Raw genomic sequence first — 26327 nt, 5'->3', positions numbered from 1 at the left:
GAGCGCTACACTGGCAGTGTAGAGGTCAGGGGTTCGATCCCCCTCGGCTCCACCATCGCTTTCGCGATAATGTCGCCTCGGTGCGATGGTTTTCTCGAAACTCCCCGAGCGATAGCGAGGGTGGCACAGCGCTGACGACGAACGCGTTTGTCAAAGCGTTTCGGGCGTTAAACGTTCCATCCCGCGACCCGCATCGCCAAGATTTCCGACAACTAGACCTGGTCCAGCGCGTTACACTGTCGCGCGCCGTGTCGTGTCGACAGCTAATATCTGCACGCCCCACCGACCGAAAATTGCGCATAACCGCTCGAATATATGCGGTTCGTAGGCACTTATTCCGCCTTTCCGACGCTTGTCGATATTCACGCGACCTTCGCCGAAAACGGGAACATTGTTCCCGCCGCGTAGCATATCCATATCCGCATAAACCGATTTGGTGAAACTTTTGAATGCAGGGGCACGGCATTCGAACCTCGGTAACGGGGTTTGAAAATGGGAGTTTGTCGAAGGTCCAAGTCCAGGGAGGCTGCATGAGAATCGGTTTTGTGCTGTTCGAGAACAGCTTCGAGCGCGACATTGCGATGCCGCGCCAGCACCTGTCGAAATTCGAGGGCGCGGAAATCCATCTCGTTGCCGCACGCGCGGGGAGGGTAGGGCTCGATTGCGGCTGCGCCGTCATGCCGACCATGACGTTCGCCGATGCGCCGGAATTCGATGTGCTCTGCGTGCCCGGCGGCAGCGGTATCGTCGAGGCGCTCGCCACGACCGAACTGCTCGACTTTCTCGCCGAACGCGCCGAACGGGCGCAGGTCATCGCGGCCATCGGCACCGGCGCTTTCCTCCTCGGCGGGGCGGGGCTCCTCGTCGGCAGATCGGCGACCACCCATCCGGCCTACGGCGATCTGCTGACGGAAATGGGTGGGCAATACATCGCCCAGGATGTGGTCGCAGACGCGAACATAGTTACTGCCAGCGTCGCCGACGCGGCGCCCGCCTTTGCGGAGACGATCGCCACATGCATGCGGCTGCCAAGTAAGGCCGGCGTGCCCACACTGCCGGCCGAACTCGAGCGGCAGGTGGAATGTGCGTGCCTGCCGAGCAAGGCCGAGGCCGTCTATGCATCCTGCGTGGCCGATATACGCATGGCGATAGAAACCGGGCAGCCGGACGCGCAATATACGTTCTGACGGTATTTAAGTTAAAGCGATCAATCAGTTAGGCATTGAGATTCCGCTCCTCGATGGAGTGCGCCGCTCGTGTTCTTTATGCCGCACTGGCGACGAAATCCCGGTGCCGCGCTTGTGAAACTGTCATGAAAGTGACAAGACGCCGCCTGTCCGCGTTGTTGGTCGAACACGAGCGCGGCATCGAAGGGGCTAAAACGACTGACCATGGCTGCCAAGGGTTCGCCGAAATCACTCTCGGATCACGAGGGCTCTCTGCTCTCACTCGTCTACCGTTTCCAGCCGATCACCGCCTATAAAGTCGCCAAATATTATCAGTCCTCGCCGGTCGCGACGTTCAACAAATCGATGGGTCAGGTCTATCCGATGATCAACCGGTTCGCGAAAGACGGGCTGATCGCCGGCCGCCAGGTCGAGGACGATGCCCGCGGCACCGAGGTCTGGTCGATCACGGAAAAGGGGGAGGAGACCCTCAAGGACTGGATCACGACATTCCGGTCGGCCCAGCTCATTTCCACCGACTCGCTGGGCACCAAGGTTATGGCGTTCGGCCTGCTGTCGCACCAGGAGCGGGTCGACTGGGTCGTCGAGGCGAAAGCGGAGCTCGAAAAGAAGCGCATCGAACTCGACGAGTACAACGCCAGCACCGATCTGCCGTTTCAGCCCTATGCCTATGACAATGCGATGAGCACGCTGAAGGCCCGGCTGGACTGGCTCGACCGGGTGATGTTCGACCTTGTGACGAACAAGCCCGACTGAATTGCAGTCTCATCTTCGCCGGACAAAAAAATGGCGAGGGTGGGACTTCCAAAACCACCCTCGCCATCAGACTAGAACGTGACCAAACGTTCTAACTTGTGGGGTCCCGCTAGAAGCGCAGTCGGCCAGTTACCGAGTAGCGCCGGCCCAGCGTGTCGTATGTCGACGGGAACGTGTTGCCCGCATTCTGGGAGCTGGTGCCGACCGAGTTGCCGACGACCGGCGGATCGCGATCGAGCAGGTTGAACACCGTCAGCGTGACGTCGAAATTCTCGCTGACGTTCGAGCGGATCGAGAGATCGAAATAGTTCGCCTCGTCGATCGATTCGAATTCGGGATCGAGGCCCGCCCGGCTGAGGATCCGCTCGTAATCGACGCTGTCGATCCAGCGCCAGAGCAGCGAGATGTCGGCGAGATCGTCGATGCTGAGGGTCGTGCGCAGGTTGAACGTCCATTCCGGCGTGATCGCACCGCCCTGGGTCTGCGACGGGAAGCCGCAGTTCGCGCTGTACTGGCCGACGCATTCGCGGTTGATGCCGCCCGGAACGGCCTGGAACTTCAGCGTATCGGTCCAGTTGCCGTTGAGATCGAAGTTCAGCGATCCGAAGTTCAGCGGGACGCGATAGGCGACGCGGAAATCGACGCCGCGGGTAAGCAACGTGCCCTGGTTGGTCAGCGGCGGTGCGAAGCCCGGCGTGTCCCCGCCGCCGTTCAACGAACCGTTGAGCGGATTGCGGATGAGCAGCGAGCAGACCGACGGATCGCTTCCACCGACACCGTCGAGGTTCGGCCCGAAGCAGGGCGTGAGGATATCGTCCGGCGTACGCTGCGTGATCGCGTCGGTGATCTCGATATCGTAATAGTCGACCGTCACCGTCAATCCGGGAACCTGCGGCGGCGTAAGCACCAGGCCGATCGTGAAGCTGTCCGCAACCTCGGGATCGAGGTTCGGATTGCCGCCGGTCGTCAGGTTCGCCTGCTCGGCGGACGGCTGCTGGATCACGCCGGCATTGACGAGCGCCGCCGGGGCGCCCTGCGCGATACAGATCGCCGTCAGCGCGGCATTGCCGACCGGGGCCGTGCCCGCGCACGGATCGACCGCAAGGCCGGTGAGGCCGGTCGTGACCGGGAGGAACAGCTCTCCGATATTCGGCGAACGGACCGACCGCTGGTAGATGCCGCGGATGCGGAAGCCCTGGAACGGTTCCCAGCTGCCGCCCGCTTTCCAGGTGACGCTCGTTCCGGTGTTGGAGTAGTCCGACACGCGGATACCGCCTTCCGCGGTAAGGCTGTAGAAGCCCGGAACATCTTCGAGGATCGGCACGATCAGCTCGGCAAAGCCCTCGATCACGTCATAACCGCCGCCGAAGGATGGCGAAGGCGCGCCCGTGCCGAGCACTTCGTCCTGCGTGCCCGCCGGGAGGTCGGCGACGCGGCTGGCCGTGTAATCGCGATATTCGGTGCCGATCGCGAAGCCGACAGGCGTGTCGGTGAAGAAGCCGGTTTCGCCGAGGTCGCCGGACAGCGAGGCGTTCACTACGGCGAGCGAAGTCGTGTCCGAGAAACCCGATGGCTGGTCGAAGAAAGCGACCGAACGCGGATCGATATTCGTGCCCACGCCGCCCCCGAACAGGTTGATCGGGAAACAGCCGTTCGACGGATCCTGGCATTCGGTCGGGCTGTCGGCGAGCAACGCCTGCTGCACGCGAGACTTCAGCCCCCAGCCGAGCCGCGTATTGTTGCGCTGCGATTCGCCGTAGGACGCGTAGACATCGTAATCGATCGAGTCGGTCAGGCCGCCGCGGACACCGGCCCAGATCTGGAACTGGTTGAAGGTATTGTCCGTCCGCCGCGGACCCTGTTCGACGAGGCGGCGGTTGATGGTGACCGGGACCTCGAGATAGTTTGGATCGGTCGGTCCCGTTGCCGCGCCGGCGGCCGTACAGGTCGCAGCATCGACATTGACGACCGGCGAGGCGCAGATCTGCTGGCGTATCGTCTCGTTGATGAATGGGTTGTTGAGCGGGAACTGCCACGTATCGCCGAACAGGCCGGACGGCGCCAACTGCAGGTTGACGGTCGTCTTGTTGTACATCGCGCGCGAATAGACTTCGATGCCCGGCGTGATCTCGTAATCCGCCGACGCATAGACATTGTAGCGCTGGAACGGCGTCTGCAGGAAGTTGAACGGCGAGAAGTTGAAGGTGTTGTAGGTCGGGATAAGCGCGGTGCCGTCTGCATTGAGCTGGTTGACCCCGCCGCCGCCGACGACGGTGCTCGAAATCCGGGTCGGCACCGACGTGCCGGAGCCGCCGGTCGTGCCGTTTCGCCGCAAGCCGTTCTGCGAGAAGAGGCGGCTCGCCATGATGATGTCGTCCATCTCCTGATAGCCCACACTCAGCACCGCATTGCCGCGGCCGTCGTCGAAATTGGCGCCAATCGTCAGATCGACGCGGAAACGCTCGCCGTCGCCCCGTTCGGTGATGCCGAACGTCGCGGCCGCTTCCATGCCTTCGAAATCGCGCCGGGTGACGAAGTTGGCGACGCCGGCGATGGCGTCCGCACCGTATACGGACGACGCACCACCGGTCACGATTTCCACGCGTTCGATGAGAGCCACCGGAATCGTATTGAGGTCGGTCTCGCTGAAGAGCGAGGCGGGGACGATGCGGGTGCCGTCGAGCAGCACGATGTTGCGCCGCGAGTCGAGGCCGCGCAGGTTGAGCGTGCCGATGCCGGCGCTGCCGTTATTGACCGAGTTGCTGACGCCCGGGGTGATACCGGGCAGTTCGCCGATCAGGTCTTCGGCGTTGGTCGCCTGGCGCAGGTCGATCTCGTCCTGGCCGACAACCTGTACCGGGCTCGACTGGTCGAGATTGGGATTGGCGATGCGCGTACCGGTGACGACGATGGCCGGTTGATCGGTATTGGCGGCCGCGAGTTCGTTGCTGGTCTGCGCGGCGGCCGGCGCCCAGGCGAATGCCGTTGCGGCCGTGCCCACCATCAAGCTGGCGACCGTGCGCTTGCGCGACGAGAAACCGGTGCCGGAGATCTGTTCAGTCATTGAAGTCTAACCCTTTCAAAATGTCCGCGACGTCGAGCTTGCCCTGTTCGGTCAGATGCCCTGCGCCGCCTCCCCAAAAATCGATGGGCAAAATGCCAATTCGCGTTCCGCCATGGCCGGGCTTATGCCGATGCACGGTTTTCCATACAATCAGTTTTTATATCGAATCGTAGTTCTTAAGGAGTATGTTGCTTCAATGACACACTCATATTGACGTAAATTAAGGATTTATGACGCTCATGGTCGCGGAAATCGGCATCTTGCTATTACGGATCGGTCTATTATATTTCGAAACGAAATAATAAAGAGGCCTAGAGGACGCTGGTATGCATCAGGCAGCAAAACGCCCCCGGGGATCGAGTGTCGACTGGCTTACCCGCCGCGACGAAATCGCGGCCGCGGTCCTGCCTCTCTATATGGAACGGCACTGGAGCGGCGTAGCGCTCGACGAGATCGCCGAGCGGCTCGATATCGGCTGTCGGCAGATCCATAGCTCGTTCGACGGAAAGGAAGACATTTATCGCGCTACGGTGCGCCGTCTTGTCGAACGCCTGACTGCGCGGCTGGCTGAAACGCCCGAGATCCTCAATTCCGTCACCGGCACGGTGCGCGCCTATGTCGCGCGGGCGGCGGACATGATCGGCGGTGAGGACTATGCGCGGCTCCTGTTCTTCGCGATGCGCGACAGCCACAGCGATCCCTGGGTGCATAGTGCCTATGAGGCGAAGGTTGCCGGGCCGCTGCGCAACGGATTGGAAAAAGCGGTCGGCGATGCCGGCAGGCGAGCGGGGCTCGATCTCATATTGCTGGACGGCGCCGCGGAACAGTTTCTAACGTCGCTTGAATCCGCTCTCGCTCTGCCGCGGCTGCTCGGGCGCGATGCATTCGCGGACCGGAATTGCGAGCGCGCGGTCGCTGCCGTCGCGCGCGATATCTCGGCCGCAACCTGCAATTTCGATGGATTTGCGGGGACCGCGCCGGTCGGAGCGCCGCGTGCCGCCTATCCGCCGGCGCTATCCGCCTGACACGGCCCGCGGCCATACACCCATCGTTGCAATAGCCAGAACATAACCGGTCGTTCGTCGAAGCGTGTTTCTCTGGCCTTTCCTGCCCTGATAGGCGAAGTTCGTCTGCGAGGGGGCATCATATGCAAAAGTTTCAACGGCACATCGGCCGCGCCTGGTCAGCGCTCGCCATCGGGTTTGCGGCGCTCATGCTCGCGCCCGGCGGCGCGGCGCTCGCGCAGGACAGTGTCGGTGCGCGCACCGCCGCCGCCTTGCCGGATCGCGGCGAGTTCTTCCTCGGTCTGTTCAACGATGGCGAGCGCGACGGTTTCATGCGGCTCGGCTGGATCAAGCGGGACGACGGCGTGATCCTCTACGACCGCACGATGATGCCGAGTACCGAGGTCTATGAGACGCTGGCCTTCAATCTTGCGCCGGACCTGCAGTTCGAGACCATCCATCTCGAATTCCATCGCGGCACCAGCTACATGAATCTCGATCTGGAATTCGCGAACGGGCGGGCGACCGGCAATCGCGTCATCCTGCGCCTCGAGGACGTCGAGATACAACCGGTCGACGAGGCCATTCCCGAGGGCACGTTGCCGCGTCCCGTCGCCTTCATCATGCCGCTGACGATGGGCGAAGAAGAGGGGACGCAGGAAAGCTTCCACTGGTACGGCCCGCTCGGCAATGCCTTCGCCGATGTCACGATCACCGCCTATCCCGGCGGACGCATCCGCACGCCCGCCGGCCGGTTCGATACCGTGCGCTACGAGATCCGCGGCGGCACGCCCGACAATGACGTCTATGTCACGCGGGGCGAAGACCGGCGCGTGGTCCGGATCGACGTGATCGGCCAGGATATGCAGTTTCTGGCCGTCCCGCAGGCCGAAACCGGCGGCGAATAGCCGGTTTCGGCCGCGTCCCTCGCGCGTCCCTTCTGTCCAATACGGTTGCGATAGGCTGTGATAATATTCCGGCCTTATTGCATGGTCGCGCTGTGGGAGACGAAAAGGGGAGGGCGATATGACGGATATTCGTTTGGCGGTCTGGAACATGGAATGGCTGAACAACCTGTTCACGACCGATGACAATGACGATGTGATCTTCAAGCCGGACGATGAAGACGGCGATCGGTCCGGCAAACACACGGTCGGCGAGCGCAAGGCGCTGATCGGATCGGGCCTAGTCCATATCGATGCGGACCTGGTCGTCGTCGTCGAGGGGCCGAACAAGACCGAGGAACTGCAGCTCCTTTTCGACGAACTCGCGCCGGGCGACTGGACGACCTACATTCAGGTTTCGAAATCAATCAACGGGCCCGGGCGCACCGATGTCTGGTCGTCCTCGCAATGTGTCGGCATCGCGGTGCGGACCGACCGCGGCAAGTTCGCGGCGGACCCGATGCAGGTCTTCGATTCGATGGACCAAGCATCGGGCGCGATTTTCGAAGCCAGCGAACCCTTCTGGATGGACACGGGCAACGACAAGATACCCGAATGGTACCGTTTCGAGCGGCGGCCGGCCTATGCCGAGATCACGCTCGAAAACGACGCGAAGTTCCGCGTCATGGGCGTGCACCTCAAGAGCAAGGGCATCTTCTCCGCGCATGAATGGTCGCGCTGGTGGGCGATGGCGGACGCCAACCGCGAGCGGCTTGTCGCCCAGTGCCGCCGCGTGCGCGAGGCCTTTATCGAACCCTATCTGACCGACGACGCGACCAAGGACATCCCGCTAATCGTTTGCGGCGACATCAATGACGGGCCGGGCTTCGACACTAGCGAGATGAAATTGAAGTCGAGCGGCGTGGAGACGCTGATGGGCTCGGTCTGGCGGCCCTATCTCACGCTCGGCAACGCGCTCTACGACCGGCTGTCCGACAAGGACAAGGCCGCGCTCAACTTCGAGGACAATTCGACAACGTCATTTGCCGATCCGATCTTCAACCGGACCTATCACCGCGTCTGGATCGACCATATCGTCTATTCGCTCAACGCGGACGAAGGCTGGGTCCATGACGCGGACATCCTGCGCAAGGTCGGCGATGACGGCCCGCCCTACTATACGATTTCCGACCATTTCCCGGTCGTGGCGACGGTGACGCTGTAGCGCGCCGGCCTCAGGCCGCGAGGAAGCCTTCCAGCCGCTGGCGGATGATCGTCTCGGCCTCTTCCATGATGCCGTCGATCAGCTCCTTGCAGGTCGGGATATCGTTGATGAGCCCGGCGACCATGCCGCAGCTCCACGCGCCGCGATCCATGTCGCCCTCCATCATGATCTCCGGATAGACGCCCGCGACCTGGTCGAGAATATCGGTGATCTGGAGGTCTGCGCCTTTCTCGCGCTCGATCTTCAGGATTTCCTCGACAGCTTCGTTCTTCAGCACGCGTTCCGTATTGCGCAGCGGCCGCATGACGAGCGCGGTATCGAGTTCGCTGGCATCGACGATCGCCTGCTTGACGTTGTCGTGCACCGGCGCCTCTTTCGTCGCGATGAACCGCGTGCCCATATTGATACCTTCGGCGCCCATGGCGAGGCTCGCGACGAGGCTGCGCGCATCGGCCTGACCGCCCGAGGCGACGAAGGGAATGTCGAGCTCGTCGGCCGCGCGGGGTAGCAGGATCATGTTCGGGATATCGTCCTCGCCCGGATGCCCGCCGCATTCGAACCCGTCCACCGACACCGCGTCGCAGCCGATCGATTGGGCTTTCAGACTGTGGCGCACGCTCGTGCATTTATGGATGATCTTGATCCCCGCTTCTTTCATCTTGGGCAGATGTTCCTGCGGGTTGCGCCCGGCGGTTTCGACGACGGTAATGCCGTTCGAAATGATCGCATCGATATATTCGGGATAGGGCGGGGTGGTGAAGGCCGGCAGGAAGGTCAGGTTCACGCCGACCGGCTTGTCGGTCATCTCCTTCGCCTTCTTGATCTCCTTGTCTAGATCTTCGGGCGTCTTCTGCGTCAGGCCCGTGATGATGCCGAGCCCGCCCGCTTCGGAGACCGCCGCCGCCAGCTCTGCAAAGCCGACATAATGCATGCCGCCCTGGATGATCGGATGTTCGATGCCGAACAGTTCGGTGATGCGGGTCTTCATGGCGCTCTCCCTGATTTTGGCTTTGATTCTGCTTTGCGCGGACTGTCGCGCGGGTTGACGTGCGCGTCAACCTCGCGGTTCTGCGGTTCGCACCGATTTCCATGATGTCCGTCGGGATATCCGGTCCATGCGCGCATATATTGACTCTAAGTCGATATATATCGATATAAACGGTTATGCGCCGAACTCGATCTCCGTCCAAAGCCACGCTTTCGACTCTCCGCATTCTGCTCGACGCGCCGAAGGGCTTGCACGGCTATGAGATCATGAAGATCGCCGGCATCGGGCCGGGGACGCTTTATCCGATCCTCGCGCGTTTGGAGGATCGGGCGATCCTGGTTTCCGAATGGCAGGACGCCCCGACGAACGGCCGTCCTCCGCGGCACATCTATCGCCTGACCGCAGCCGGGCGCGCCTTTGCGCGCGACAGTCTCGGCAAAATCGGTACGACCGATATGAAGCCCAGTCCGGCATGAGCCGCCGATGGTTGGATCGCTTGATCGACGTGCTCGCGCCCGATCACCGCGCGCAATGGGTGCAGGCGATGAAGGCCGAATTCTCGAACATAGAGGGGCGGTGGGCGGCGGCGCTCTTCGCGATCGGCTGCATAATCGCCTGCCTGCGTTTCCGGCTCGAACCGGCAGCCACAGCTGTGCCAACAGGGGAGGGTATCATGCGTGATCGTTTCACCGTAGCGGCGACTATCGCAGGACTGGCGGCGAGCCTGATCGGGCTGATCTATCTCTATGGTGCGAACGCCCCGGCGACCATGATGATCGTTAATGTCGCGGCAATTATCATCGGCCTGCTCCTAGCCGCAGCCATGCGGTTGACCATCCGGATGACCGACCGCTTTTTGGCGGCATGCGCAGTCGGCGCGTCTCTGGTCCTGCTGGGCACTGCATTTTACGGAAGCGCCGTCGAAGACGCGCGTAGATGGATCGCGATCGGCACTTTTTTCGTCCAGACCAGCCTGATCTTTCTGCCGATTGTCGTCATCGGTTTCGCGCGAAACCAGAGTGTATGGGCGACATTTGCGGTCACTGTCGCCGCTCTCGCTATGACCGTTCAACCCGATCGCGCGATGGCGGGAACGCTGTTCGTTGCGGTTGCCGTCGTCGTGCTGATCCGGCCCACCATGTATGGCGCCGCCGCAGCCTTCGTCGCCATGCTCGCATTTGCGGCGACGCTGTTCCGCCCCGCCGCATTGCCCGCGGTACCGTTCGTCGATCATATCCTCTGGTCGGCGTTCGATATCCATATCGGCCTTGGGCTTCTGCTTTGGGCCGGATGCGCGATGCTGCCATGTGCGATAGTCTTCGTGCGGCAAACGGACAGATCGGCTATGCACTTCGCATTCGCCGCCTATTGGACCGGGCTGGTAACGGCCGCAGCGCTGGGCGCCTATCCGACGCCGCTCGTCGGTTACGGAGCAAGCGCGATCATCGGCTATTTCCTGAGCGTGGCCTTCATACCGCCGCGCGTGATCGTATCGCGAGGGGTAGAAGGCGAAGCTGAGAAAGTCGCGAGCCCATCAGGACGATCCGGCCCTCTCTCGCGCTCCATCTCGCATTGTCTGACCGCCCAAAACTCGCCACAGTGACGGGCATTCGAGACGGTCACGGAGAGACAGCATGGAGATGCCGGCCAAGGGGCGCCCATGGGACGCGGTGAAAGCCGATCTGCTGGATCGCGGCGGCAATGATGCGAAATGGCGGGACGGGAAGACGGCCGTGTACGTCTTCAACGCCGGCGAGGATGTCGCGCGGGTCCAGAAGGAAGCCTATACCGCCTATATGTCCGAAAACGGGCTCGGCCCGGCCGCCTTTCCTTCGCTCGCGCAGATGGAGAAGGACGTTATCTCCATGGCGCTGGGCCTGCTCAACGGCCCGGATGGCGCGACCGGCGCGATGACGTCCGGCGGCACGGACTCGATCACCATGGCGATCAAAACGGCGCGCGATCATGCGCGCGCCGGCGGCAAGGCGCTCGACACCGCCAATATCGTCCTGCCGCAATCGGCGCACTTGGCTTTCGACAAGGCCTGCCACCTGATGGATATCGAAGTCCGCCGTATCCCGCTCCGGGCGGACGAGAGTTACGAAGCCGATGTCGCGGCCATGGAAGCGGCGTGCGATGCCGAGACGATCATGATCGTGGGTTCCGCGCCCAACTTCCCGCACGGCATCATCGATCCGATCGCGGAACTCGGCGAGGCGGCGGAGCGGCAGAGCGTCTGGCTCCATGTCGATGCCTGTGTCGGCGGCTATTTCGCGCCCTTTGCCCGGATGAACGGCGTGCCGGTGCCGCCCTTCGATTTCGAAGTGCCCGCGGTCAAGTCGATGAGCGCGGATCTACACAAGTACGGTTATGCGGCGAAGGGCGCCTCGACGGTGCTGTTCCGCTCCGAAGAGCTCTACGCGTATATGCCGTTCGAATTTTCCTGCTGGTCGGGCGCGCCGATGACGACACCGACGCTGGCGGGCACGCGGCCGGGCGGGGCCATCGCCGCGGCCTGGGCGATCATGAACTATCTGGGCGTGGACGGGTATCGCCGCCTGCAGGGCGAGGTCTGTGCGACGCGCGAGCGGGTGGAGGAGGGCGTCAAGGCGCTGGGCTTCGAGATACTCGGCAAGCCGCTGCTCGGCCTGATCGCGTTCAGCCATCCTCAGCATCACGCGCTGGCGCTATATGGCGAGATTTACCGGCGCGGCTGGTTCACGTCCGCCACGATAGAACCACCGAGTCTGCACCTGATGCTGTCGCCCAAACATTCCGAATTCATCGACGCCTATCTCGATGACCTGGCCGCGAGCGTAAGCGCGCTTGCCAAGGGGGAGGACGGCAAGGCCGCCGAAAAGGTCGAAGCTCGGTACAGCTAGCGCGAGACCGCCGCCGTCTCATGGCGGCGCGCACAGCGTGGCGCGGCTGCAACGTATTGCAGCTTTTATGGCGAATCTGTGTAACCGATTTGACACATATCCGCGTTGCGACAATGAATGCCTTCTCATCAATAACGAGTGTTTTCCGATTCCTGCGCGGCGTTTCGCGATGCAGGGGGGCAAGAACGGGGCAGGCTCATGATTCACAGTTCGAAACTCTTTTCGTCCGCGGCGATCGCCGCGGTCTCGGCCGCTTGTTTCGGCGCGGCGCCGGCGATGGCGCAGATGACCGACGATGTCGCGAATGCCGTTTCCGGCCCCAGCGTCGGCCCGATCATCGTGACGGCGCAACGCCGAGAGGAGAATATCCAGGACGTCCCGCTTTCGGTGACGGCGATCGACGACGACGCGCTGACCGCCATCAACAGCAGCGGTCAGGACGTTCGCGCCCTGTCGGGCCGCGTACCGAGCCTGGTGGTCGAATCCTCGTTCGGGCGGACCTTCCCGCGCTTCTACATTCGCGGGCTCGGCAATACCGATTTCGATCTCAACGCGTCCCAGCCCGTCAGCCTCGTATATGACGATGTCGTCCTGGAAAACCCGATCCTCAAGGGTTTTCCGATTTTCGACATGCAGCAGGTCGAGGTGCTGCGCGGACCGCAGGGTACGCTGTTCGGCCGCAACACGCCGGCCGGCATCGTCAAGTTCGACACGGTCGAGCCCGGCGATACGCTCGATGGTTTTGCCCGCATTTCCTATGGCCGCTTCAACGCGGTCAATATGGAGGCCGCGGTCGGCGGGCCGCTGAGCGACCGGATCAGCTTGCGCCTGTCCGGCCTGTATCAGCGCCAGGACGATTATATCGACAACGTCCTGCCTGCGGGCCGTCAGAATGACGCCTTTGGCGGTTATGACGAATATGCGTTCCGCCTGCAGGCCGCGTTCGACGTAACCGACGATTTCGAGATCCTTTTGACCGGCCAACTACGCGACCTCGACGGAACGGCGCGGATATTCCGGGCGAACAATTTCACGCGCGGGGCGCCGGGGCTCAACCAGAATTTCGACCGCTTCAACGTGTCGACCGACGGCCAGAACGAACAGGAGGTCGAGACCCAGAATATCGCGGCCCGGCTGACCTGGGACCTGGGTCCCGTCTCGCTGATCTCGGTGACGAGCTACTGGCACGGCGAATCGACCTCGGTCGGCGATGTCGACGGCGGCTTCGGGGCGAGCTTCCTACCGCCGAACCTGACCGGGCCCGGCGTCATTCCCTTTACGGCGGAAACGCGCGATTCCGTGCCCGATCTCGACCAGTTCACGCAGGAGTTGCGGATCGCGAGCAATGGCGGCGGCCCGCTCAGCTACCAGTTCGGCATTTTCTATTTCGACGAATCGCTGAGCATCCTCAGCGAAAACTATTCGACGCTGGGCGATCCGCTGAATCCGCCGGGCGGCGTCAATATCGTCGTGGCGCAGCAACAGGAGAGCGAGGCCTTCGGTCTCTTCGGTTCGCTGACCTATGCGCTTACCGACGATCTGCGCGTATCGGGCGGCCTCCGCTATAATGACGACCAGCGCGATTTCGTCGTCGTTCGCAGTCAGGATACGCAGTTCCCGGTCTTCCTGCAGAATCCGCTGGGGACGGTGACCCGTCAAGTCAGCGACGATACGATCACGTGGGACGTCAGCCTCACCCATGAGATAAACGATGACGTGAACGTCTACGCCCGCGTCGCGCGGGGCTATCGCGCACCGAGCATCCAGGGCCGCATCCTCTTCCCGCCGGCAACGGCCACGCCGCTCGAGGACGGCGTGTCGGTCGGCCAGTCGGAGACGATTACCTCCTATGAGGCCGGCATCAAGACGATCTTCATGGACGGGCGGGCCCGGGCGAACCTGTCGGGTTTCATCTACGATCTGGACAATGCGCAGCTCACGGCGGTCGGCGGGAATGTGAACGCCAACCGGCTGATCAACGCCGATAATGTACGCGGCTATGGTTTCGAGCTCGATACCCAGTTCGCCGTCACCGACTATTTCTTCGTGACCGGCAGTTTGAGCTACAACCACACGCAGATCCGTGACGACGATCTGACGACAGCCGCGTGCGGCGCCGTGCGGGTCGATACTTTCCCGAACGTTTCGCTCTGCACGATCCTCGATCCGATCGTGACCCCGGCCGCGCCCTTCTCGGCGGCGATCGTCAATATCGACGGTAACAGCCTGCCGCAGGCGCCACGCTGGATCGCGAACTTCACGGCCCGTTACGAGATCCCGGTGGGCGATGGCGACATCTATATCTTTACCGACTGGGCCTATCGCTCGCGGATCAACTTCTTCCTCTACGATACGGTCGAGTTCCAGGACGAGACGCAGCTCGAAGGCGGCATCCGTGTCGGCTATCAGACCGACCGCTACGAATTCGCCGCGTTCGTCAGGAACATCACCAACGACACTTCGGCGGTGAGCGGTATCGACTTCAACAACCTGACCGCGATGGTCAACGAACCGCGCGTCTGGGGCGTTTCGGCCGGCTTCACCTTCTGATCGGGCCGTAACCGCCCTCAGTGTAGTTTGAGCTTCGGCCGGACGACGCGGTTGACGTGGCCGAGGAGGATCATCGCGATGCCGCGACGCCAGCCATGGATGGCGATGATGTGGAGCCGGTATAGCGAGAGATAGGCGAGGCGCGCGAGGCGGCCTTCGATCGCCATCCGGCCGCCGACCAGATTGCCCATCAGGCTGCCCACGGTCGAGAAGCGGCTGAGCGACACCAGCGAGCCATGATCGCGGTAGCGGAAGGGTTTCGGCTCCTTGCCGCGCCGCAGCCGCTCGAGATTGTCCAGCACGCTATCGGCCATCTGGTGCGCGGCCTGCGCGCGCGGCGGCACCGGGCGATCTTCGCCGGGCAGCAGGCAGCTCGCGCAATCCCCGATCGCGAAAATCCGGTCGTCCTTCGTCGTCTGCAGCGTCGGCTTGACGAGGAACGTGTTGAGCGAAGTCGTCTCCAGATCGCTTTCGAAGGGCAGTTCGTCGGCGCCTTTCACGCCGGCCGCCCATACCGTGATTTCCGTCTCCAGCCGGTTTCCGTCGGCGGTCTCGATGCAATCCTCGTCGACGCGCACGACCTGCGTGTCGACCCTCACCGAGACGCCGAGCGCCTCCAGCTCTTCGCGCGCCGTGTCGGCCAGCTCGGGGTCGAGGGCGGGGAGGATACGCGGTCCGGCTTCGACCAGCGTCACCTCCAGTTTGCTCTCATCGAAGACTTCGAGCCCGTAATGCCGCAGCGCCTTGGCCGCGTTGTAGAGTTCGGCCGCGAGTTCGACGCCGGTCGCGCCGCCGCCGACGATCGCCACCCGGACTTTCGCGTCCTGTTTTCCCCGGCGATTTTCGTCGTTGGTGCGCAGGCACGCGTTCAGCAGGCGCTGTCGGAATTCGTCGGCCTGGCCGCGATGCTCGAGAAACATCGCATGCTCGCGCACGCCGGCGACGCCGAAATCGTTCGAAATGCCGCCGACCGCAAGCACGAGATAATCGTAGCGGATGCTGTGCCGGCTCGTGATCAGCCGGCCGCGATCGTCATAGCTGGGTGCGGTGATGATCTGGCGTTCTTCGCGGTCGATCTTTTCGAGTTCACCGTGGAAGAAGCGGTAATTCCACCGCGCGGCATGCCCGCCATAGCCGACCTCGTCGAGATTGGCGTCGAGCGATCCGGCCGCCACCTCATGGAGCAGCGGCTTCCAGATATGCGAGACATTCTTGTCGACGAGAATGATGTCGTGATCGCGATTGCCGTAGCGCGCGGCCAGCCGACGGACCAGTTCGAGCCCGCCCGCGCCGCCGCCGACCACGACAATCTGTCTCTTCTTGCCTTCCAAATGCGCCCCCATCTCACCGCGATAATGGCGGTCGTGCCAGCGTGATGAACCAAGCGCGGGCGTCTTTCAATCGGGGTGGCCCAAAGCGCGTGTCGGCCGTAGCGCCATGGCCGGTACAGCTCGTCAGTCCCGGATGCCCAGGAAACGGAGCGTTTGTGCCAGCGAATTGAAGATTCCGTGCGCGAAGACGAGCGGCAGGATATTGCTCCGCCCGAACCAGATATAGAGGAGCGCGAACGCCAGCCCACCGGCTCCGGAGATCAGCGCGCCGTGCATGCCCTGATAATAATAGTGCCTATATCCGAAGAAGATCGAGGAGACGATTGCGGCGACGAGGTCCACGCGCAACCCGCCGCCGCCGAAACGGCTGGCGTGATCGATGACAAACGCCCGGAACAACAGCTCTTCGAAAAAAGAGCCGTGCGTCCAGACCAGGGCCATGATGCTGAGATAGGCCGCGAGATTGCCTTCGATATGATCGAAGCGGCCGCTCGCGCCGACATCCTCGAACAGCAGGTCCGCGACCAGCTGCATGGATTGCGTCGCCGCGATGAAGGCCGCCATAGTCAGCAGCGTCAGGCCGATCGTCTTCAGCCAGCTTTGCGGCCAGCGCAGTCCAAGGTCCCGCCAGCCCGATCCGCGGCGCCACAGCAGATAGGATCCTACGGCCATCGCACTGAAGGTCGAAGCGGGGCCGGCGTACAGATAAGTGAACGGCAACAGCGATTGCTTCACGACGACCAGGGTCGCGACGACGATCAGCAGGTCCCTTAGCGCGCTCCAGTCCCACCGGCCGGAACGCTGCGATGCCGTTTCATGTACGCTTGTCGTGTTCTGCAAAACTTGGCTCCCCGTCGCTGTGTATTATTCAGATAATACACTAGCCTATTGCGGGCAACCCCGAAACTGAACGCCTTTAGCCTTTGATCTTCGGAAGCACCTTCGGATCGACGCTGGTTGCCGCAAGAAGGCCGCCCATGAGCGCGCCGGGAATGCCGGGGCTCACCACATCCTGGCCCGCAAGATAGAGGCCTGGAATCGGCGTTTTGGCACGGAGCGCATCGCACATGACCCGTTCCGGCGTCACGTCGAGCCCATAGAATGCGCCCTCGCGATGCCTGGTGAAGGTCACAGTCGATAGCGGCGTGGCCAGTTCGCGATACACGACAAGCTTGGCAAGGTCGGGAAAATAGCGCTCGAACTGCGTCATCAGCGTTTCCTCGGCGCGCCGCTTGAAGTCGGCATAGTCGTCGCCGCGCGCGCCGGCGGGCCGGTCCGCCCATTTCTCGACGGCCGCCCAGTCGGCCCAGACCAGAAACTGGCCCATATGTTTCTGGCGCGGGCCCGGATCATGGTTTGGGTCCTTCAGCGAACCGAACGAGGCTGTCATATGGGGCGGCACACCGTCGGGCGCGGTCGTCCAGAGCACGTCGACCTTGCCGGTGGGGTAAATCCAGTGGTTCGCCTTTGTCGCGCCCGCGGCTTCGATATCCCCCTCGAATCCCAGGAACAGCGTGTAGTTGGCGATGCTGGACGGCAGTGCGCGAATTACCGCGACCCAGTCTTGGTGTCCGTGCTCGTCGGGCAGGAGCGTGTCGACGGTTTCCCGCACGCCGATATCGGAGATGACAATTTGCGCGCGGATGTCCGTGCCGTCATCGGTCTGCACGCCGACCACCGCACCGTTCTCGAACAGCAGCTTTTCCACGCGGACGCCCGCGCGCGCTTCGCCGCCATTCTTCGTAATGGTCGGAATGATATGCTCGGCGAAGGCCGCGCTCCCCCCGACCGGATACCAGGACCCGCTCCACAGGTAGGACGCCGAAATCAGGGCGTGCATCCCGAAGCTCGCCTTGCTCGGCCGTCCGCCGTGATCGCCCCATTGTGCGGCCATCGCAGCGGCAAGCGCGGGATCGTCGGTGATATCGTCGATAACCTCTTGCGTCGTCCGCGTGCACCATTTCGCGATTGTATGCCGGTTCCACCAGTTGAGCATGTCGCCCGCGATCTTCGGCATTGCGCGGGTCGGAAGGGTCTTCAAGATCGTCTCACGGCCCTCGAGCAGCGCATGGGTCCATGCTTCGATCGCCTCCGCCTGATCCGGGAATCGGTCTTTGAGGTCCCGTTCCTGGGCTTCGTACGGCCGCGATAGCGACAGCGGCTCCGCCGATCCGATGTGCAGCGTGTCGTAGACCGATCCCAAGGAAACGAAATCGATGGGCGTATCGGCCAGCCAATCGATCATCGCACGAGCATGATCTTCGGGCGCCACGCCGCTCAGATAGTGAATGCCGACGTCCCAAGAGAATCCGTCGCGGGAGAAGTTGTGCGTCAGCCCGCCGAGCGTTCTGTGCTGCTCGAGCAACAGCACCTTGTGTCCGACCTTGCACAGAGCAGCGGCGGCGGCCATGCCGCCCATGCCCGAACCGATGACGATGACGTCCCAATCGGCCTGTTCCGTATCCGCCATGCGTAACTCCCTGACAGTCCGAGGACCGTTCGCTCGTTTCGCCCGGGTCCAACCGTCCGACCAAACCGGCACGTGCGATATTTTTCGCAGGCGTAACGAGCGGCCGCGTCAGACGCATTGATGCGGATCAATCGCCCGCGTGCGGATGTTTTGCGGTTCCGCTGTCGTCCAGTCCAGAGCCGGCCGGCGCTCGGTACGCTATCCGTCGCGACGCGGCGACAGGCGGCCTACTTGCCCTTCCACTGCGGCTTGCGCTTTTGCGCGAACGCCATGGCGCCTTCGCGGGCGTCTTCGGACTGGAAGATGCCGCCGATGATCTTCTGCTGTTCGGCCCACATTTCGTCGTGCGACCAGTCTTCGGTCTTGACGATGACTTCCTTGCTGGCGCGGACGGCGAGGGGGCCGTTTTCGGCGATCTTGGCGGCGAGTTCCTTCGCGCCGTCGAGCGCCGGCCCGTCCACGACGCGGTTGACGAAGCCCATCTCGGCAGCGCGGCCGGCACTCACGAAATCGCCGGTCAGCGCGAGTTCCATGGCATAGCGCTGCGGGATCAGGCGGGGGAGCCGGAGCAGCGCGCCCGCACCGGCGGCAAGGCCGCGCTTGGCTTCGGGAATGCCGAACTGCGCGTCTTTGTTGGCGACGACGAGATCGCAGGCAATGGCGACCTCCATACCGCCGGCCAGCGCATAGCCGTCAACCGCCGCGATCAGCGGCTTGGCGGGCGGCGCCTCCACGAAGCCGGCGAAACCCTTGCCGCTGACCACGGGGAGCTCGCCCTGCAGAAACGCCTTCAGGTCCATGCCCGAGCAGAAGGTGCCGCCCGCGCCGGTTATGATGCCGATGACGAGGCTGTCGTCGGTTTCCAGCGTTTCGATGGCGGCGGCGATGCCTTCGGCGACGGCGCGGTTGACGGCGTTCTTGGCGTCGGGCCGGTTGATGGTGATGGTGAGGATGCCATCGCTGGCTTCGGTGAGGACTTCGTCGGACATGCTCGCTTCTCCCGTGATTCTGTTTGGCGACAGTGTCGCGCCGCTTTACGTGCACGTCAACCTTGGTTTGTGCGCGGACATGCGGAATAACGGCTTCCATGACCGAGCCTTCCTTCCGCCCCCGCCGTTCCTGCCTGTACATGCCCGGTGCCAATGCGCGCGCCTTGGAAAAGGCGAAGTCGCTGCCCGCCGACGTGCTGATTTTCGACCTCGAGGATGCGGTGGCGCCGCGCGAAAAGCCGGCGGCGCGCGAGCAGGTGGCCGAAGCGGTGAAAGAGGGCGGCTATGGCGCGCGCGAGATCGTGATCCGCGTCAACGGCGTGGATACCGAATGGGGCGCGGACGATATCGCGATGGTGCAGGACGTGCGGCCCGATGGGGTGCTGATCCCGAAAGTGTCGCGGGCGGCCGATATCGGGTTCGGTGCGGAGACGGATCTGCCGGTCTGGGCGATGATCGAAACGCCGCTCGCCATCCTCAACATCGCGGAGATCGCGGCCGCGCCCAAGCTTTCGGCGATGGTGATGGGGACGAACGATCTGGCGAAGGAGATGCAGGCCAAGCTGCGCCAGGCGCGGCTGGGCTTCGTCAACGCACTGTCGATGACGGTGATGGCGGGGCGGGCGCATGGCCGGATCGTCATCGATGGCGTGTTCAACGCGATCGGCGACGATGCGGGGCTCGCGGCCGAATGCGAGCAGGGCAAAGCCTTCGGGTTCGACGGCAAGACGCTGATCCATCCCGACCAGATCGAGGCGGCCAACCGCATCTTCGCGCCCTCGCGCAACGCGCTGCAGGACGCCGAGGCGATCATCGCGGCTTTCGCGGACCCGGAAAATGCGGACAAGGGCGTCATCGACCTCGACGGCGTGATGGTCGAGCGGCTGCATCTCGCCGAAGCGGAGAAGCTCGTCGCGATGGCCGAGGCGATCGCCGCGCGCGCCGAATAGGATATTTCCAACGCCGCCGGAACGGGACCCGCTCTGTCCCGATAGGAGACAGGTGCGCGCTGTACCCATCTTAACCCTGTTTGGGTGTAAACGAAAAGGTAAACGAAATGTTAACGCCGGGGCATGGCAACCGCTCCGACCGAATCGCGCTATGCGCCGCTGACCGCCGACCTCATCCGCCGCGAATGCGATTTCGACGATGTGATCCTGCTCCGCCGCCCGCCTTTTCCGCGGCGCTCGGAACTGGCGGAAAACGCGAGGCTCTTCACGATGACCTGGGCCGGCGGCTTCGTCTTCTTCCTGACGTTTATCGGTTAGCCGCGCGAGGAAAGGCGGCTATTGGGCCGCCTGGGGCAGCGGGTGCTTGGTCTCGCGGTGGAGTATGAAGGCCAGCCATGCGGATGTGGCGCACATCGCGACAACGACGAGCAGAAGCTCCGTCACCGTGATGAAGTTGCTCAGTATCAGCGCGATAACCGAACCCAGCACCATGCAGCCGGAGTTCACCACGTTGTTGGCCGCGATCGCCCGCGCCGTCATGCTGAGATCGACGGTGGTCGTCAGAAAGGCGTAGAGCGGCACCACGAACATGCCGCCAGCGACGGCTACGCCGAAGAGAACGCCGAGCACCAGCCATGCGTTGTCGAGCATAATGAACGTGCCGAGATTGAAGAGCGTTTCGTCTGGCGACCCTTCCCACGACAGCGCGACGAAATAGAGGATCAGAACGAAACCACCCATCAGGATAACGCTGAACGGCGAAAAACGCGCGGAGACCTGGCCTTTCAGGAGACGGTTGATGAGGATCGAGCCTACCGCGATGCCAACCGAAAATACGCCCAGGAAAAGGCTCGCCACGATAGGGTCGGACGTCAAAACGTTCTTGACGAGCGGGGGAAACAGGATCGTCAGCACTGCCGCGATCGTCCAGAAAAAGCTGATGCAGATGATCGTGTGCCGAAGGCGCGGCACATGCATGATATCGCCGATGACACGCTTTGTAGCGCGCAGAATATTGTAATCGACCGGTTCGGGATCTTTCTGCGGCGGCGCCGGCAATACCTGCCGCCCCGCATACCAGCCGATCAGCGCAATCGTGACGACGATCGCGGACGCCCACTCGGCGCCGAGCTCATTGATGATGACGCCGCCCAGAATCGTGCCGAGGAGGATCGCGACATAGGTCCCGGCTTCGACAAGGCCGGTACCGCCGAGCACTTCGTCCTTTTCCAGCTGCTGCGGCAGGATCGCATATTTGATCGGCCCGAAAAATGTCGATTGCACGCCGAGCGCGAACAGCGCCAGCAGCATCAGCGGAATGGATTGGAGGATCAGGCCGAGCGCCCCGGTCAACGCGATAACGATCTCCGCCGTCTTCACGATACGGACGATCCTGGCCTTGTCGTTATTGTCTGCCAATTGCCCGGAGACGGCGGAAAACAGGAAGAAGGGGAGAATGAATATCCCGGTCGCCAGCGCGCTGAACTGGGTCTCCGTGTCGGGGTCGTCATAGATATTGTAAACGACCAGTATCACCATCGCGAACTTGAAGAGATTGTCGTTCACCGCGCCGAGGAACTGCGTCGCAAAGATCGGCGCAAAGCGGCGCTTGTTCAAAAGTGCGAGCGACATTTGCATGGGTTTGGGAGAGGGCCCCTATTTGCTGGACGCAGCGATATTCCACCCCGCATAACCAAGGTAAGGGGCAGCGCCAAGGCCGCGTGGACAGGATTACGGCATATAGATTGCCGGAACTGCAGAAATCGTTAGGACAAGGCGGCATGTTGACCTTGCCGAACCTGCTGACCCTCTCGCGCATCTTTGCCGTGCCCGTACTCGTGGCGCTGCTGTGGGATTCCGCATGGCTCGGCTATATCTGCGCCTTCGTCCTTTACTGCACGGTCGGCGCGACCGACTATCTCGACGGCTATCTCGCGCGCTCGCAGGGGACGGTATCGAAACTCGGCATCTTCCTCGATCCGATTGCCGACAAGATCATGGTCGCGTCGGTCATCCTGATGCTCGTCTTCACGCGCGATATCGAAAGCTGGCACGTGATCGCCGCGCTGGTGATCCTGCTGCGCGAAATCATCGTTTCGGGTCTGCGCGAGTTTCTCGCCGGCCTCAGCGTATCGGTGCCGGTCAGCCAGCTCGCCAAATGGAAAACGGCGTTTCAGATGGTGGCGCTCGGCGCGCTTATTCTGGCAGGCGCCGTCGATCATGGCGGCTGGGCGGGCTTCGACTGGGTGAAGCTGGTCGGCCTGGTATGTCTGTGGATGGCGGCTTTGCTGACGCTGGTCACGGGTTGGGATTACCTGCGCGCCGGCCTCAAACATATGGATTAAGCGCAGTGGCGATCGAACTGCTCTATTTCGCTTGGGTCAGGGAAGCCATCGGTAGGGACGGCGAAACGGTCGAACCGCCTGATGCCGTGAAGAGCGTCGTCGACCTGATCGATTGGCTCGAAAGCAGGGGCGGGGGTTATGCCGAGGCGTTCGCCGATCGGTCGCTGTTGCGGGTAGCCGTGGATCAGGAATTCGCGGCTCTGGATGCTGGGCTCGAGGGCGTGCGGGAGGTTGCGATTTTCCCACCGGTGACGGGCGGATGACGCCAGTTATCCGTGTTCAGAGCGAAACGTTCGATCCGGTTGCCGAAATGATCGAACTCGAAGCCGGTGAGCCCGGCGCGGTCGCGACATTTACCGGCATCGTGCGCGGGGAGGGCGGGCTCGTTGCCATGGAGCTCGAACATTATCCGGCCATGACCGAGCGCGCGCTCGCACAGATTGCGGATGAGGCCGCCACCCGATGGCCGTTGAGCGCGCTCACCATCATTCATCGGGTCGGGCGGCTCACGCCCGGCACGCGCATCGTGTTCGTGGGTGCCGCATCCCGGCATCGCGGCGACGCGATCGACGCGGTGCATTTCATGATCGACTGGCTGAAAACCGACGCGCCCTTCTGGAAGCGGGAGGAATTTGCCGATGGCCGGTCCCGCTGGGTCGAAGCGCGCGAGGGCGACGTTACCGCCCGGGATCGCTGGCGCGATGCATGAAAAAGGGGCGCCGCATCGCTGCAGCGCCCCTCGATCTCTTCATTTGGCTCGCTATTAGCGATCGCCAGCGGCAGCCGTTTCCGGTTCGGGAACGAGCACGCCGTTGATGACATGGATGATACCGTTCGACTGGGTAACGTCGGTCTGGGTGACGTAGGACACGCCGCCGATTTCGTCGCGCAGGGCAACGATGCCGTTATCGACCGTCGCGACCAGCGGCGATCCTTCGACCGTGGTCAGCGTCAGCTCGCCACCGGCTTCCTCGATCATGCCGACCAGCGTCTCGGCATCAACCGCGCCGGAAACGACATGATAGGTCAGGATCTGCGTCAGCTGCGCCTGGGCACTGTCAGCCATCAGAGCGTCGACCGTGCCAGCGGGCAGAAGGCCGAACGCTTCGTCGGTCGGTGCGAACACGGTGAAGGGACCCGGGCTGGACAGCGTGTCGACAAGGCCGGCCTGCGCGACTGCGGCGACGAGCGTCGTGTGGATCGGCGAGTTGGATGCATTTTCGACGATGTTGCGCGTCGGCAGCATTTCGGCCCCGCCGACCGTAACCGGCTCAGCGGTTTCGGTAGTCGCTTCGGCTTCGGTCGCCTCGGCATGATGGTCGGCAAGCGCAGGTGCGCTGCCCATTGCGAACAGGGCCACACCCATTGCTACGCCGGTATTCTTGGCCAATCGCTTCGTCTTCAACACTGCTAATCTCCTAAGTTGGGGGTAGGGGGATACGTTCAATTTACGCATAACCGCGCGAAAGGTTTCCATCGACCTGTCTGTTCGGACATCAGCGGAACCTCAGGCAGCGGCTTCGCGCATGGCATCGGCGAGCAGGCGAAAGTCCTTTTCGCGCGGGCTGTTCTTGCGCCAGACGAGCGCGATGGTGCGTGCCGGATGATCGGCATCGAGCGGACGAGCGACGATATGGGTGTCGCGCAAGATGCCCGCATCAATTGCCATCTCCGGCAGCATCGTCGTGCCGAGACCGTTCTCGACCATCTGGACGAGCGTATGGAGCGACGTTCCCATCATCCGTGCCTCGGCGCGAAGTTCGGGGCGGTTGCAGGCTGCGAGCGCGTGATCCTTCAGACAATGCCCGTCCTCAAGCAGCAAGAGCCGGCCCTCGTCGATAATTTCCGGCGCGATCTCTTTCGGTGGATTGGCCGGTTCGCCTTCGGGAAAGGCGACGAACAGCCGATCGTCGAACAGCTCGGCGGTATCGACCTCGCCGCAGCTATAGGGCAGTGCGAGCAGGATGCAGTCGATCTGGCCGCGCTGGAGGGACTCGCAGGCCGCCGGGCTGGTTTCCTCGCGCAGGAAGAGTTTTAGGTCGGGCCAGTCGGTCCGCAGCTTCGGCAGGATCTGCGGCAGCAGGAATGGCGCGATCGTCGGGATGACGCCCATGCGCATTTCGCCGGACAGCGGTTTGCCGGCGGCGCGCGCCATCTCGGACAGCTCTTCGGCTTCCCTCAACACGCGCTGCGCCTTGTCGGCGATACTCAGCCCGAGCGGCGTGAAGCGGACGACGCGGCGCGTCCGCTCGACCAGCGTGATACCGATCAGCGATTCCAGCTCGCGCAAACCGGCCGACAGCGTCGACTGGGTCACGAAACAGGCTTCGGCGGCCTTGCCGAAATGGCCGTGGTCGCGCAGCGCGACCAGATATTGCAGCTGTTTCAGCGTCGGCAGATAGGTTGCCATGGCATCGCCCGAATCATGTTATCGATGAAATTGCTAAATATGCGATGATTAATCGATTTCAACGGCTAAAGTTCCGAAAGCTGGGCTTTGGGGGGCGATAGCGTACCGAACTGGCGTTTTTCCGCGGGACATATTATTAGGTTGCGGATCGCCACTGGCGCGGGAGACGCACATGCCCGGCAGACTGATTGCCTATATCGATTCCATCCGGTCCCGCGATCCTGCCCCGCGCTCGCGCATGGAAGTGCTGCTTTACCCGGGCGTCTGGGCTTTCACCTATCACCGGCTGGCGCATCGCCTGTTTCGCGCCCGCCTCTTTTTCCTCGCCCGGTTCGTCAATCACTGGTCGCGCTTTCTGACGGCGATCGACATTCACCCGGGCGCGAAGATCGGCCGGCACCTGTTCATCGATCATGGTTTTTCGGTCATCGGCGAAACCGCCGAGATCGGCGACAATGTGACGATCTACCAGAATGTCACGCTCGGCGGCACCAATCCCGCTGACGGTGTTGCTGGCAAAAGACATCCTACAATACAAGACGATGTCATTATCGGTTCAGGCGCGCAGATCCTCGGGCCGATCACGGTCGGCAAGGGGGCGCGGATCGGCGCCAATGCCGTCGTCACCAAGGATGTGCCCGAAGGCGCCGTGATGGTCGGCATCCCCGCCAAGCCGACGCTGATGGACGCCGAAAGCAAGCCCGAGGGCTTCGTGCCCTATGGCACGCCGTGCAGCGACATGTTCGATCCGTCGACGCAGCGGCTCGAGCTTATGCGCTGCGAGCTCGAACAGATGCACAAGCAGATCGAAGCGCTGATTGCCGAGCGCGACGGCGACGAACCGCCGGTTCAGGAGAGCGATTGCGCCTGATGGGCACCGTCACTCCGTTTCCGAACCAGCGCGGCGCCGGGGCCAAACCGAACCAGGTCGGCTTCGAACGCACCGAGCTCAACCGCATCCTCGATCTCTACGGCCGCATGGTCGCGGCCGGTCACTGGCGCGACTATGCGATGAATTTCGAGAAGGACTTCGCGTCCTTCTCCGCCTTTCGCCGTACTGCAGAACGCCCCGAGTACCGGATCGAGAAGCGACCCTCGCTGCGCAACCGGCAAGGCATGTGGGCGCTCCTCAACGAGGCCGGCATGGTGCTCAAGCGCGGGCATGAGCTTGCGCCGGTACTGGCGCCTGTGGAGCGGCGGCTGCTCAAGATCGTCAGCGAGTAGGTTCTTTTTGTCAGTCTTGACCTTTCGGTCGAGCGCCGCACCGGCCCGCTCCCCCTCCCGACCTCCCA

General features: G+C 62.8%; 25 protein-coding genes. 16 read left to right on the top strand and 9 right to left on the bottom strand.

Annotated elements, in window-relative coordinates; genetic code table 11:
- The first annotated feature begins 530 nt into the window (after positions 1–530).
- Together ACTS1Z_RS04315 and ACTS1Z_RS04310 are read left to right on the top strand one after the other, a co-directional pair.
- On the top strand, positions 531–1187 hold the full coding sequence (locus ACTS1Z_RS04315) for a DJ-1/PfpI family protein (protein ID WP_442623209.1): 657 nt from the start codon (positions 531–533) through the stop codon (positions 1185–1187).
- Between the two features lie 204 nt (positions 1188–1391).
- The gene (locus ACTS1Z_RS04310) at positions 1392–1943 is read left to right on the top strand and encodes a PadR family transcriptional regulator (RefSeq protein WP_442623208.1); all 552 of its coding nucleotides are present in this window, start codon (positions 1392–1394) and stop codon (positions 1941–1943) included.
- A gap of 109 nt (positions 1944–2052) precedes the next feature.
- Here ACTS1Z_RS04310 and ACTS1Z_RS04305 read toward each other — a convergent pair whose 3' ends face one another.
- Positions 2053–5007 carry a TonB-dependent receptor plug domain-containing protein gene (locus ACTS1Z_RS04305; RefSeq protein WP_442623207.1) on the bottom strand — a complete coding sequence of 985 codons (2955 nt, stop codon included), beginning with the start codon at positions 5005–5007 and terminating at the stop codon, positions 2053–2055.
- Between the two features lie 326 nt (positions 5008–5333).
- On the opposite strand from ACTS1Z_RS04305, the gene ACTS1Z_RS04300 reads away from it, so the two are divergent.
- From ACTS1Z_RS04300 to ACTS1Z_RS04290, 3 genes are all read left to right on the top strand, one after another.
- Positions 5334–6032 carry a TetR/AcrR family transcriptional regulator gene (locus tag ACTS1Z_RS04300; RefSeq protein ID WP_442623206.1) on the top strand — a complete coding sequence of 233 codons (699 nt, stop codon included), beginning with the start codon at positions 5334–5336 and terminating at the stop codon, positions 6030–6032.
- Positions 6033–6154: 122 nt separating this feature from the next.
- Complete coding sequence (locus tag ACTS1Z_RS04295) at positions 6155–6919, top strand: hypothetical protein (RefSeq protein ID WP_442623205.1); 765 nt, start codon at positions 6155–6157, stop codon at positions 6917–6919.
- A gap of 118 nt (positions 6920–7037) precedes the next feature.
- Positions 7038–8120: an endonuclease/exonuclease/phosphatase family protein gene (locus ACTS1Z_RS04290; protein WP_442623204.1), complete on the top strand. Its 1083-nt coding sequence runs from the start codon at positions 7038–7040 to the stop codon at positions 8118–8120.
- A gap of 10 nt (positions 8121–8130) precedes the next feature.
- Here ACTS1Z_RS04290 and ACTS1Z_RS04285 read toward each other — a convergent pair whose 3' ends face one another.
- Positions 8131–9108: an NAD(P)H-dependent flavin oxidoreductase gene (locus ACTS1Z_RS04285; RefSeq protein ID WP_442623203.1), complete on the bottom strand. Its 978-nt coding sequence runs from the start codon at positions 9106–9108 to the stop codon at positions 8131–8133.
- Between the two features lie 176 nt (positions 9109–9284).
- Here ACTS1Z_RS04285 and ACTS1Z_RS04280 point away from each other — a divergent pair, with 176 nt between their 5' ends.
- The 4 genes from ACTS1Z_RS04280 (at position 9285) to ACTS1Z_RS04265 (ending at position 14540) form a co-directional block, all read left to right on the top strand.
- Complete coding sequence (locus tag ACTS1Z_RS04280) at positions 9285–9584, top strand: PadR family transcriptional regulator (protein ID WP_442623202.1); 300 nt, start codon at positions 9285–9287, stop codon at positions 9582–9584.
- Positions 9581–10711, top strand: a complete 1131-nt coding sequence (locus ACTS1Z_RS04275) for a hypothetical protein (protein ID WP_442623201.1) — start codon at positions 9581–9583, stop codon at positions 10709–10711. Before ACTS1Z_RS04280 ends, ACTS1Z_RS04275 begins: the two co-directional genes overlap by 4 nt.
- A gap of 31 nt (positions 10712–10742) precedes the next feature.
- Positions 10743–11990 (top strand): pyridoxal phosphate-dependent decarboxylase family protein, encoded by a 1248-nt coding sequence (locus ACTS1Z_RS04270; RefSeq protein WP_442623200.1) that lies wholly within the window; start codon positions 10743–10745, stop codon positions 11988–11990.
- 198 nt (positions 11991–12188) lie between these two features.
- Positions 12189–14540 (top strand): TonB-dependent receptor, encoded by a 2352-nt coding sequence (locus ACTS1Z_RS04265; protein ID WP_442623199.1) that lies wholly within the window; start codon positions 12189–12191, stop codon positions 14538–14540.
- 17 nt (positions 14541–14557) lie between these two features.
- On the opposite strand, the gene ACTS1Z_RS04260 is transcribed toward ACTS1Z_RS04265, so the two are convergent.
- The 4 genes from ACTS1Z_RS04260 to ACTS1Z_RS04245 all read right to left on the bottom strand — a co-directional run bounded on the left by ACTS1Z_RS04260 (position 14558) and on the right by ACTS1Z_RS04245 (position 19330).
- On the bottom strand, positions 14558–15883 hold the full coding sequence (locus ACTS1Z_RS04260; protein WP_442623198.1) for an NAD(P)/FAD-dependent oxidoreductase: 1326 nt from the start codon (positions 15881–15883) through the stop codon (positions 14558–14560).
- Between the two features lie 111 nt (positions 15884–15994).
- Positions 15995–16711: a CPBP family intramembrane glutamic endopeptidase gene (locus ACTS1Z_RS04255; RefSeq protein ID WP_442623196.1), complete on the bottom strand. Its 717-nt coding sequence runs from the start codon at positions 16709–16711 to the stop codon at positions 15995–15997.
- 76 nt (positions 16712–16787) lie between these two features.
- On the bottom strand, positions 16788–18341 hold the full coding sequence (locus tag ACTS1Z_RS04250) for a phytoene desaturase family protein (RefSeq protein ID WP_442623195.1): 1554 nt from the start codon (positions 18339–18341) through the stop codon (positions 16788–16790).
- A 227-nt stretch (positions 18342–18568) separates the two neighbouring features.
- The gene (locus tag ACTS1Z_RS04245) at positions 18569–19330 is read right to left on the bottom strand and encodes a crotonase/enoyl-CoA hydratase family protein (RefSeq protein WP_442623194.1); all 762 of its coding nucleotides are present in this window, start codon (positions 19328–19330) and stop codon (positions 18569–18571) included.
- A 98-nt stretch (positions 19331–19428) separates the two neighbouring features.
- On the opposite strand from ACTS1Z_RS04245, the gene ACTS1Z_RS04240 reads away from it, so the two are divergent.
- Together ACTS1Z_RS04240 and ACTS1Z_RS04235 are read left to right on the top strand one after the other, a co-directional pair.
- A complete protein-coding gene (locus ACTS1Z_RS04240; protein WP_442623193.1) occupies positions 19429–20280 on the top strand; it encodes an HpcH/HpaI aldolase/citrate lyase family protein in 852 nt (283 codons plus the stop codon).
- Between the two features lie 123 nt (positions 20281–20403).
- Positions 20404–20598, top strand: a complete 195-nt coding sequence (locus ACTS1Z_RS04235) for a hypothetical protein (RefSeq protein ID WP_442623192.1) — start codon at positions 20404–20406, stop codon at positions 20596–20598.
- Between the two features lie 18 nt (positions 20599–20616).
- Here the strand turns inward: ACTS1Z_RS04235 and ACTS1Z_RS04230 are convergent, their stop codons facing one another.
- Positions 20617–21918 carry an MFS transporter gene (locus ACTS1Z_RS04230; protein ID WP_442623191.1) on the bottom strand — a complete coding sequence of 434 codons (1302 nt, stop codon included), beginning with the start codon at positions 21916–21918 and terminating at the stop codon, positions 20617–20619.
- A gap of 143 nt (positions 21919–22061) precedes the next feature.
- Here ACTS1Z_RS04230 and pgsA point away from each other — a divergent pair, with 143 nt between their 5' ends.
- The 3 genes from pgsA to ACTS1Z_RS04215 are packed head-to-tail and all read left to right on the top strand — an operon-like array spanning position 22062 to position 23334.
- A complete protein-coding gene (gene pgsA / locus ACTS1Z_RS04225) occupies positions 22062–22625 on the top strand; it encodes a CDP-diacylglycerol--glycerol-3-phosphate 3-phosphatidyltransferase (RefSeq protein ID WP_442623190.1) in 564 nt (187 codons plus the stop codon).
- 5 nt (positions 22626–22630) lie between these two features.
- Positions 22631–22888, top strand: a complete 258-nt coding sequence (gene moaD / locus ACTS1Z_RS04220; protein WP_442623189.1) for a molybdopterin converting factor subunit 1 — start codon at positions 22631–22633, stop codon at positions 22886–22888.
- Positions 22885–23334, top strand: a complete 450-nt coding sequence (locus ACTS1Z_RS04215; protein WP_442623188.1) for a molybdenum cofactor biosynthesis protein MoaE — start codon at positions 22885–22887, stop codon at positions 23332–23334. The genes moaD and ACTS1Z_RS04215 overlap by 4 nt, the downstream gene beginning before the upstream one ends.
- Positions 23335–23388: 54 nt before the next feature.
- Here ACTS1Z_RS04215 and ACTS1Z_RS04210 read toward each other — a convergent pair whose 3' ends face one another.
- Both ACTS1Z_RS04210 and ACTS1Z_RS04205 read right to left on the bottom strand, forming a co-directional pair.
- Positions 23389–24033, bottom strand: a complete 645-nt coding sequence (locus ACTS1Z_RS04210; protein WP_442623187.1) for a fasciclin domain-containing protein — start codon at positions 24031–24033, stop codon at positions 23389–23391.
- Between the two features lie 99 nt (positions 24034–24132).
- Positions 24133–25035, bottom strand: a complete 903-nt coding sequence (locus tag ACTS1Z_RS04205) for a hydrogen peroxide-inducible genes activator (RefSeq protein WP_442623186.1) — start codon at positions 25033–25035, stop codon at positions 24133–24135.
- Positions 25036–25207: 172 nt separating this feature from the next.
- Here ACTS1Z_RS04205 and epsC point away from each other — a divergent pair, with 172 nt between their 5' ends.
- Both epsC and ACTS1Z_RS04195 read left to right on the top strand, forming a co-directional pair.
- The gene (epsC, locus tag ACTS1Z_RS04200; RefSeq protein WP_442623185.1) at positions 25208–25906 is read left to right on the top strand and encodes a serine O-acetyltransferase EpsC; all 699 of its coding nucleotides are present in this window, start codon (positions 25208–25210) and stop codon (positions 25904–25906) included.
- Positions 25906–26259, top strand: coding sequence for a DUF2794 domain-containing protein (locus tag ACTS1Z_RS04195; RefSeq protein ID WP_442623184.1), 354 nt, complete (start codon positions 25906–25908; stop codon positions 26257–26259). The genes epsC and ACTS1Z_RS04195 overlap by 1 nt, the downstream gene beginning before the upstream one ends.
- Positions 26260–26327: the final 68 nt, after the last annotated feature.

The organism is Parasphingopyxis sp. (genome assembly GCF_052168295.1).
Taxonomy (GTDB): Bacteria; Pseudomonadota; Alphaproteobacteria; order Sphingomonadales; family Sphingomonadaceae; genus Parasphingopyxis.
This window is presented reverse-complemented; position numbering and strand designations above follow the sequence as displayed.

What these genes read in the sequence shown, in the direction of transcription:
- ACTS1Z_RS04305 (WP_442623207.1), bottom strand. Translation starts at nt 5,007, where the DNA reads ATGACTGAACAGATCTCCGGCACCGGTTTCTCGTCGCGCAAGCGCACG.
- ACTS1Z_RS04250 (WP_442623195.1), bottom strand. Translation starts at nt 18,341, where the DNA reads ATGGCGGATACGGAACAGGCCGATTGGGACGTCATCGTCATCGGTTCG.
- ACTS1Z_RS04295 (WP_442623205.1), top strand. Translation starts at nt 6,155, where the DNA reads ATGCAAAAGTTTCAACGGCACATCGGCCGCGCCTGGTCAGCGCTCGCC.
- ACTS1Z_RS04260 (WP_442623198.1), bottom strand. Translation starts at nt 15,883, where the DNA reads ATGGGGGCGCATTTGGAAGGCAAGAAGAGACAGATTGTCGTGGTCGGC.
- ACTS1Z_RS04240 (WP_442623193.1), top strand. Translation starts at nt 19,429, where the DNA reads ATGACCGAGCCTTCCTTCCGCCCCCGCCGTTCCTGCCTGTACATGCCC.
- ACTS1Z_RS04300 (WP_442623206.1), top strand. Translation starts at nt 5,334, where the DNA reads ATGCATCAGGCAGCAAAACGCCCCCGGGGATCGAGTGTCGACTGGCTT.
- epsC (WP_442623185.1), top strand. Translation starts at nt 25,208, where the DNA reads ATGCCCGGCAGACTGATTGCCTATATCGATTCCATCCGGTCCCGCGAT.
- ACTS1Z_RS04275 (WP_442623201.1), top strand. Translation starts at nt 9,581, where the DNA reads ATGAGCCGCCGATGGTTGGATCGCTTGATCGACGTGCTCGCGCCCGAT.
- ACTS1Z_RS04235 (WP_442623192.1), top strand. Translation starts at nt 20,404, where the DNA reads ATGGCAACCGCTCCGACCGAATCGCGCTATGCGCCGCTGACCGCCGAC.
- ACTS1Z_RS04280 (WP_442623202.1), top strand. Translation starts at nt 9,285, where the DNA reads ATGCGCCGAACTCGATCTCCGTCCAAAGCCACGCTTTCGACTCTCCGC.
- ACTS1Z_RS04290 (WP_442623204.1), top strand. Translation starts at nt 7,038, where the DNA reads ATGACGGATATTCGTTTGGCGGTCTGGAACATGGAATGGCTGAACAAC.
- ACTS1Z_RS04195 (WP_442623184.1), top strand. Translation starts at nt 25,906, where the DNA reads ATGGGCACCGTCACTCCGTTTCCGAACCAGCGCGGCGCCGGGGCCAAA.
- ACTS1Z_RS04315 (WP_442623209.1), top strand. Translation starts at nt 531, where the DNA reads ATGAGAATCGGTTTTGTGCTGTTCGAGAACAGCTTCGAGCGCGACATT.
- ACTS1Z_RS04205 (WP_442623186.1), bottom strand. Translation starts at nt 25,035, where the DNA reads ATGGCAACCTATCTGCCGACGCTGAAACAGCTGCAATATCTGGTCGCG.
- ACTS1Z_RS04265 (WP_442623199.1), top strand. Translation starts at nt 12,189, where the DNA reads ATGATTCACAGTTCGAAACTCTTTTCGTCCGCGGCGATCGCCGCGGTC.
- pgsA (WP_442623190.1), top strand. Translation starts at nt 22,062, where the DNA reads ATGTTGACCTTGCCGAACCTGCTGACCCTCTCGCGCATCTTTGCCGTG.
- ACTS1Z_RS04215 (WP_442623188.1), top strand. Translation starts at nt 22,885, where the DNA reads ATGACGCCAGTTATCCGTGTTCAGAGCGAAACGTTCGATCCGGTTGCC.
- ACTS1Z_RS04310 (WP_442623208.1), top strand. Translation starts at nt 1,392, where the DNA reads ATGGCTGCCAAGGGTTCGCCGAAATCACTCTCGGATCACGAGGGCTCT.
- ACTS1Z_RS04230 (WP_442623191.1), bottom strand. Translation starts at nt 21,918, where the DNA reads ATGCAAATGTCGCTCGCACTTTTGAACAAGCGCCGCTTTGCGCCGATC.
- ACTS1Z_RS04245 (WP_442623194.1), bottom strand. Translation starts at nt 19,330, where the DNA reads ATGTCCGACGAAGTCCTCACCGAAGCCAGCGATGGCATCCTCACCATC.
- ACTS1Z_RS04285 (WP_442623203.1), bottom strand. Translation starts at nt 9,108, where the DNA reads ATGAAGACCCGCATCACCGAACTGTTCGGCATCGAACATCCGATCATC.
- ACTS1Z_RS04270 (WP_442623200.1), top strand. Translation starts at nt 10,743, where the DNA reads ATGGAGATGCCGGCCAAGGGGCGCCCATGGGACGCGGTGAAAGCCGAT.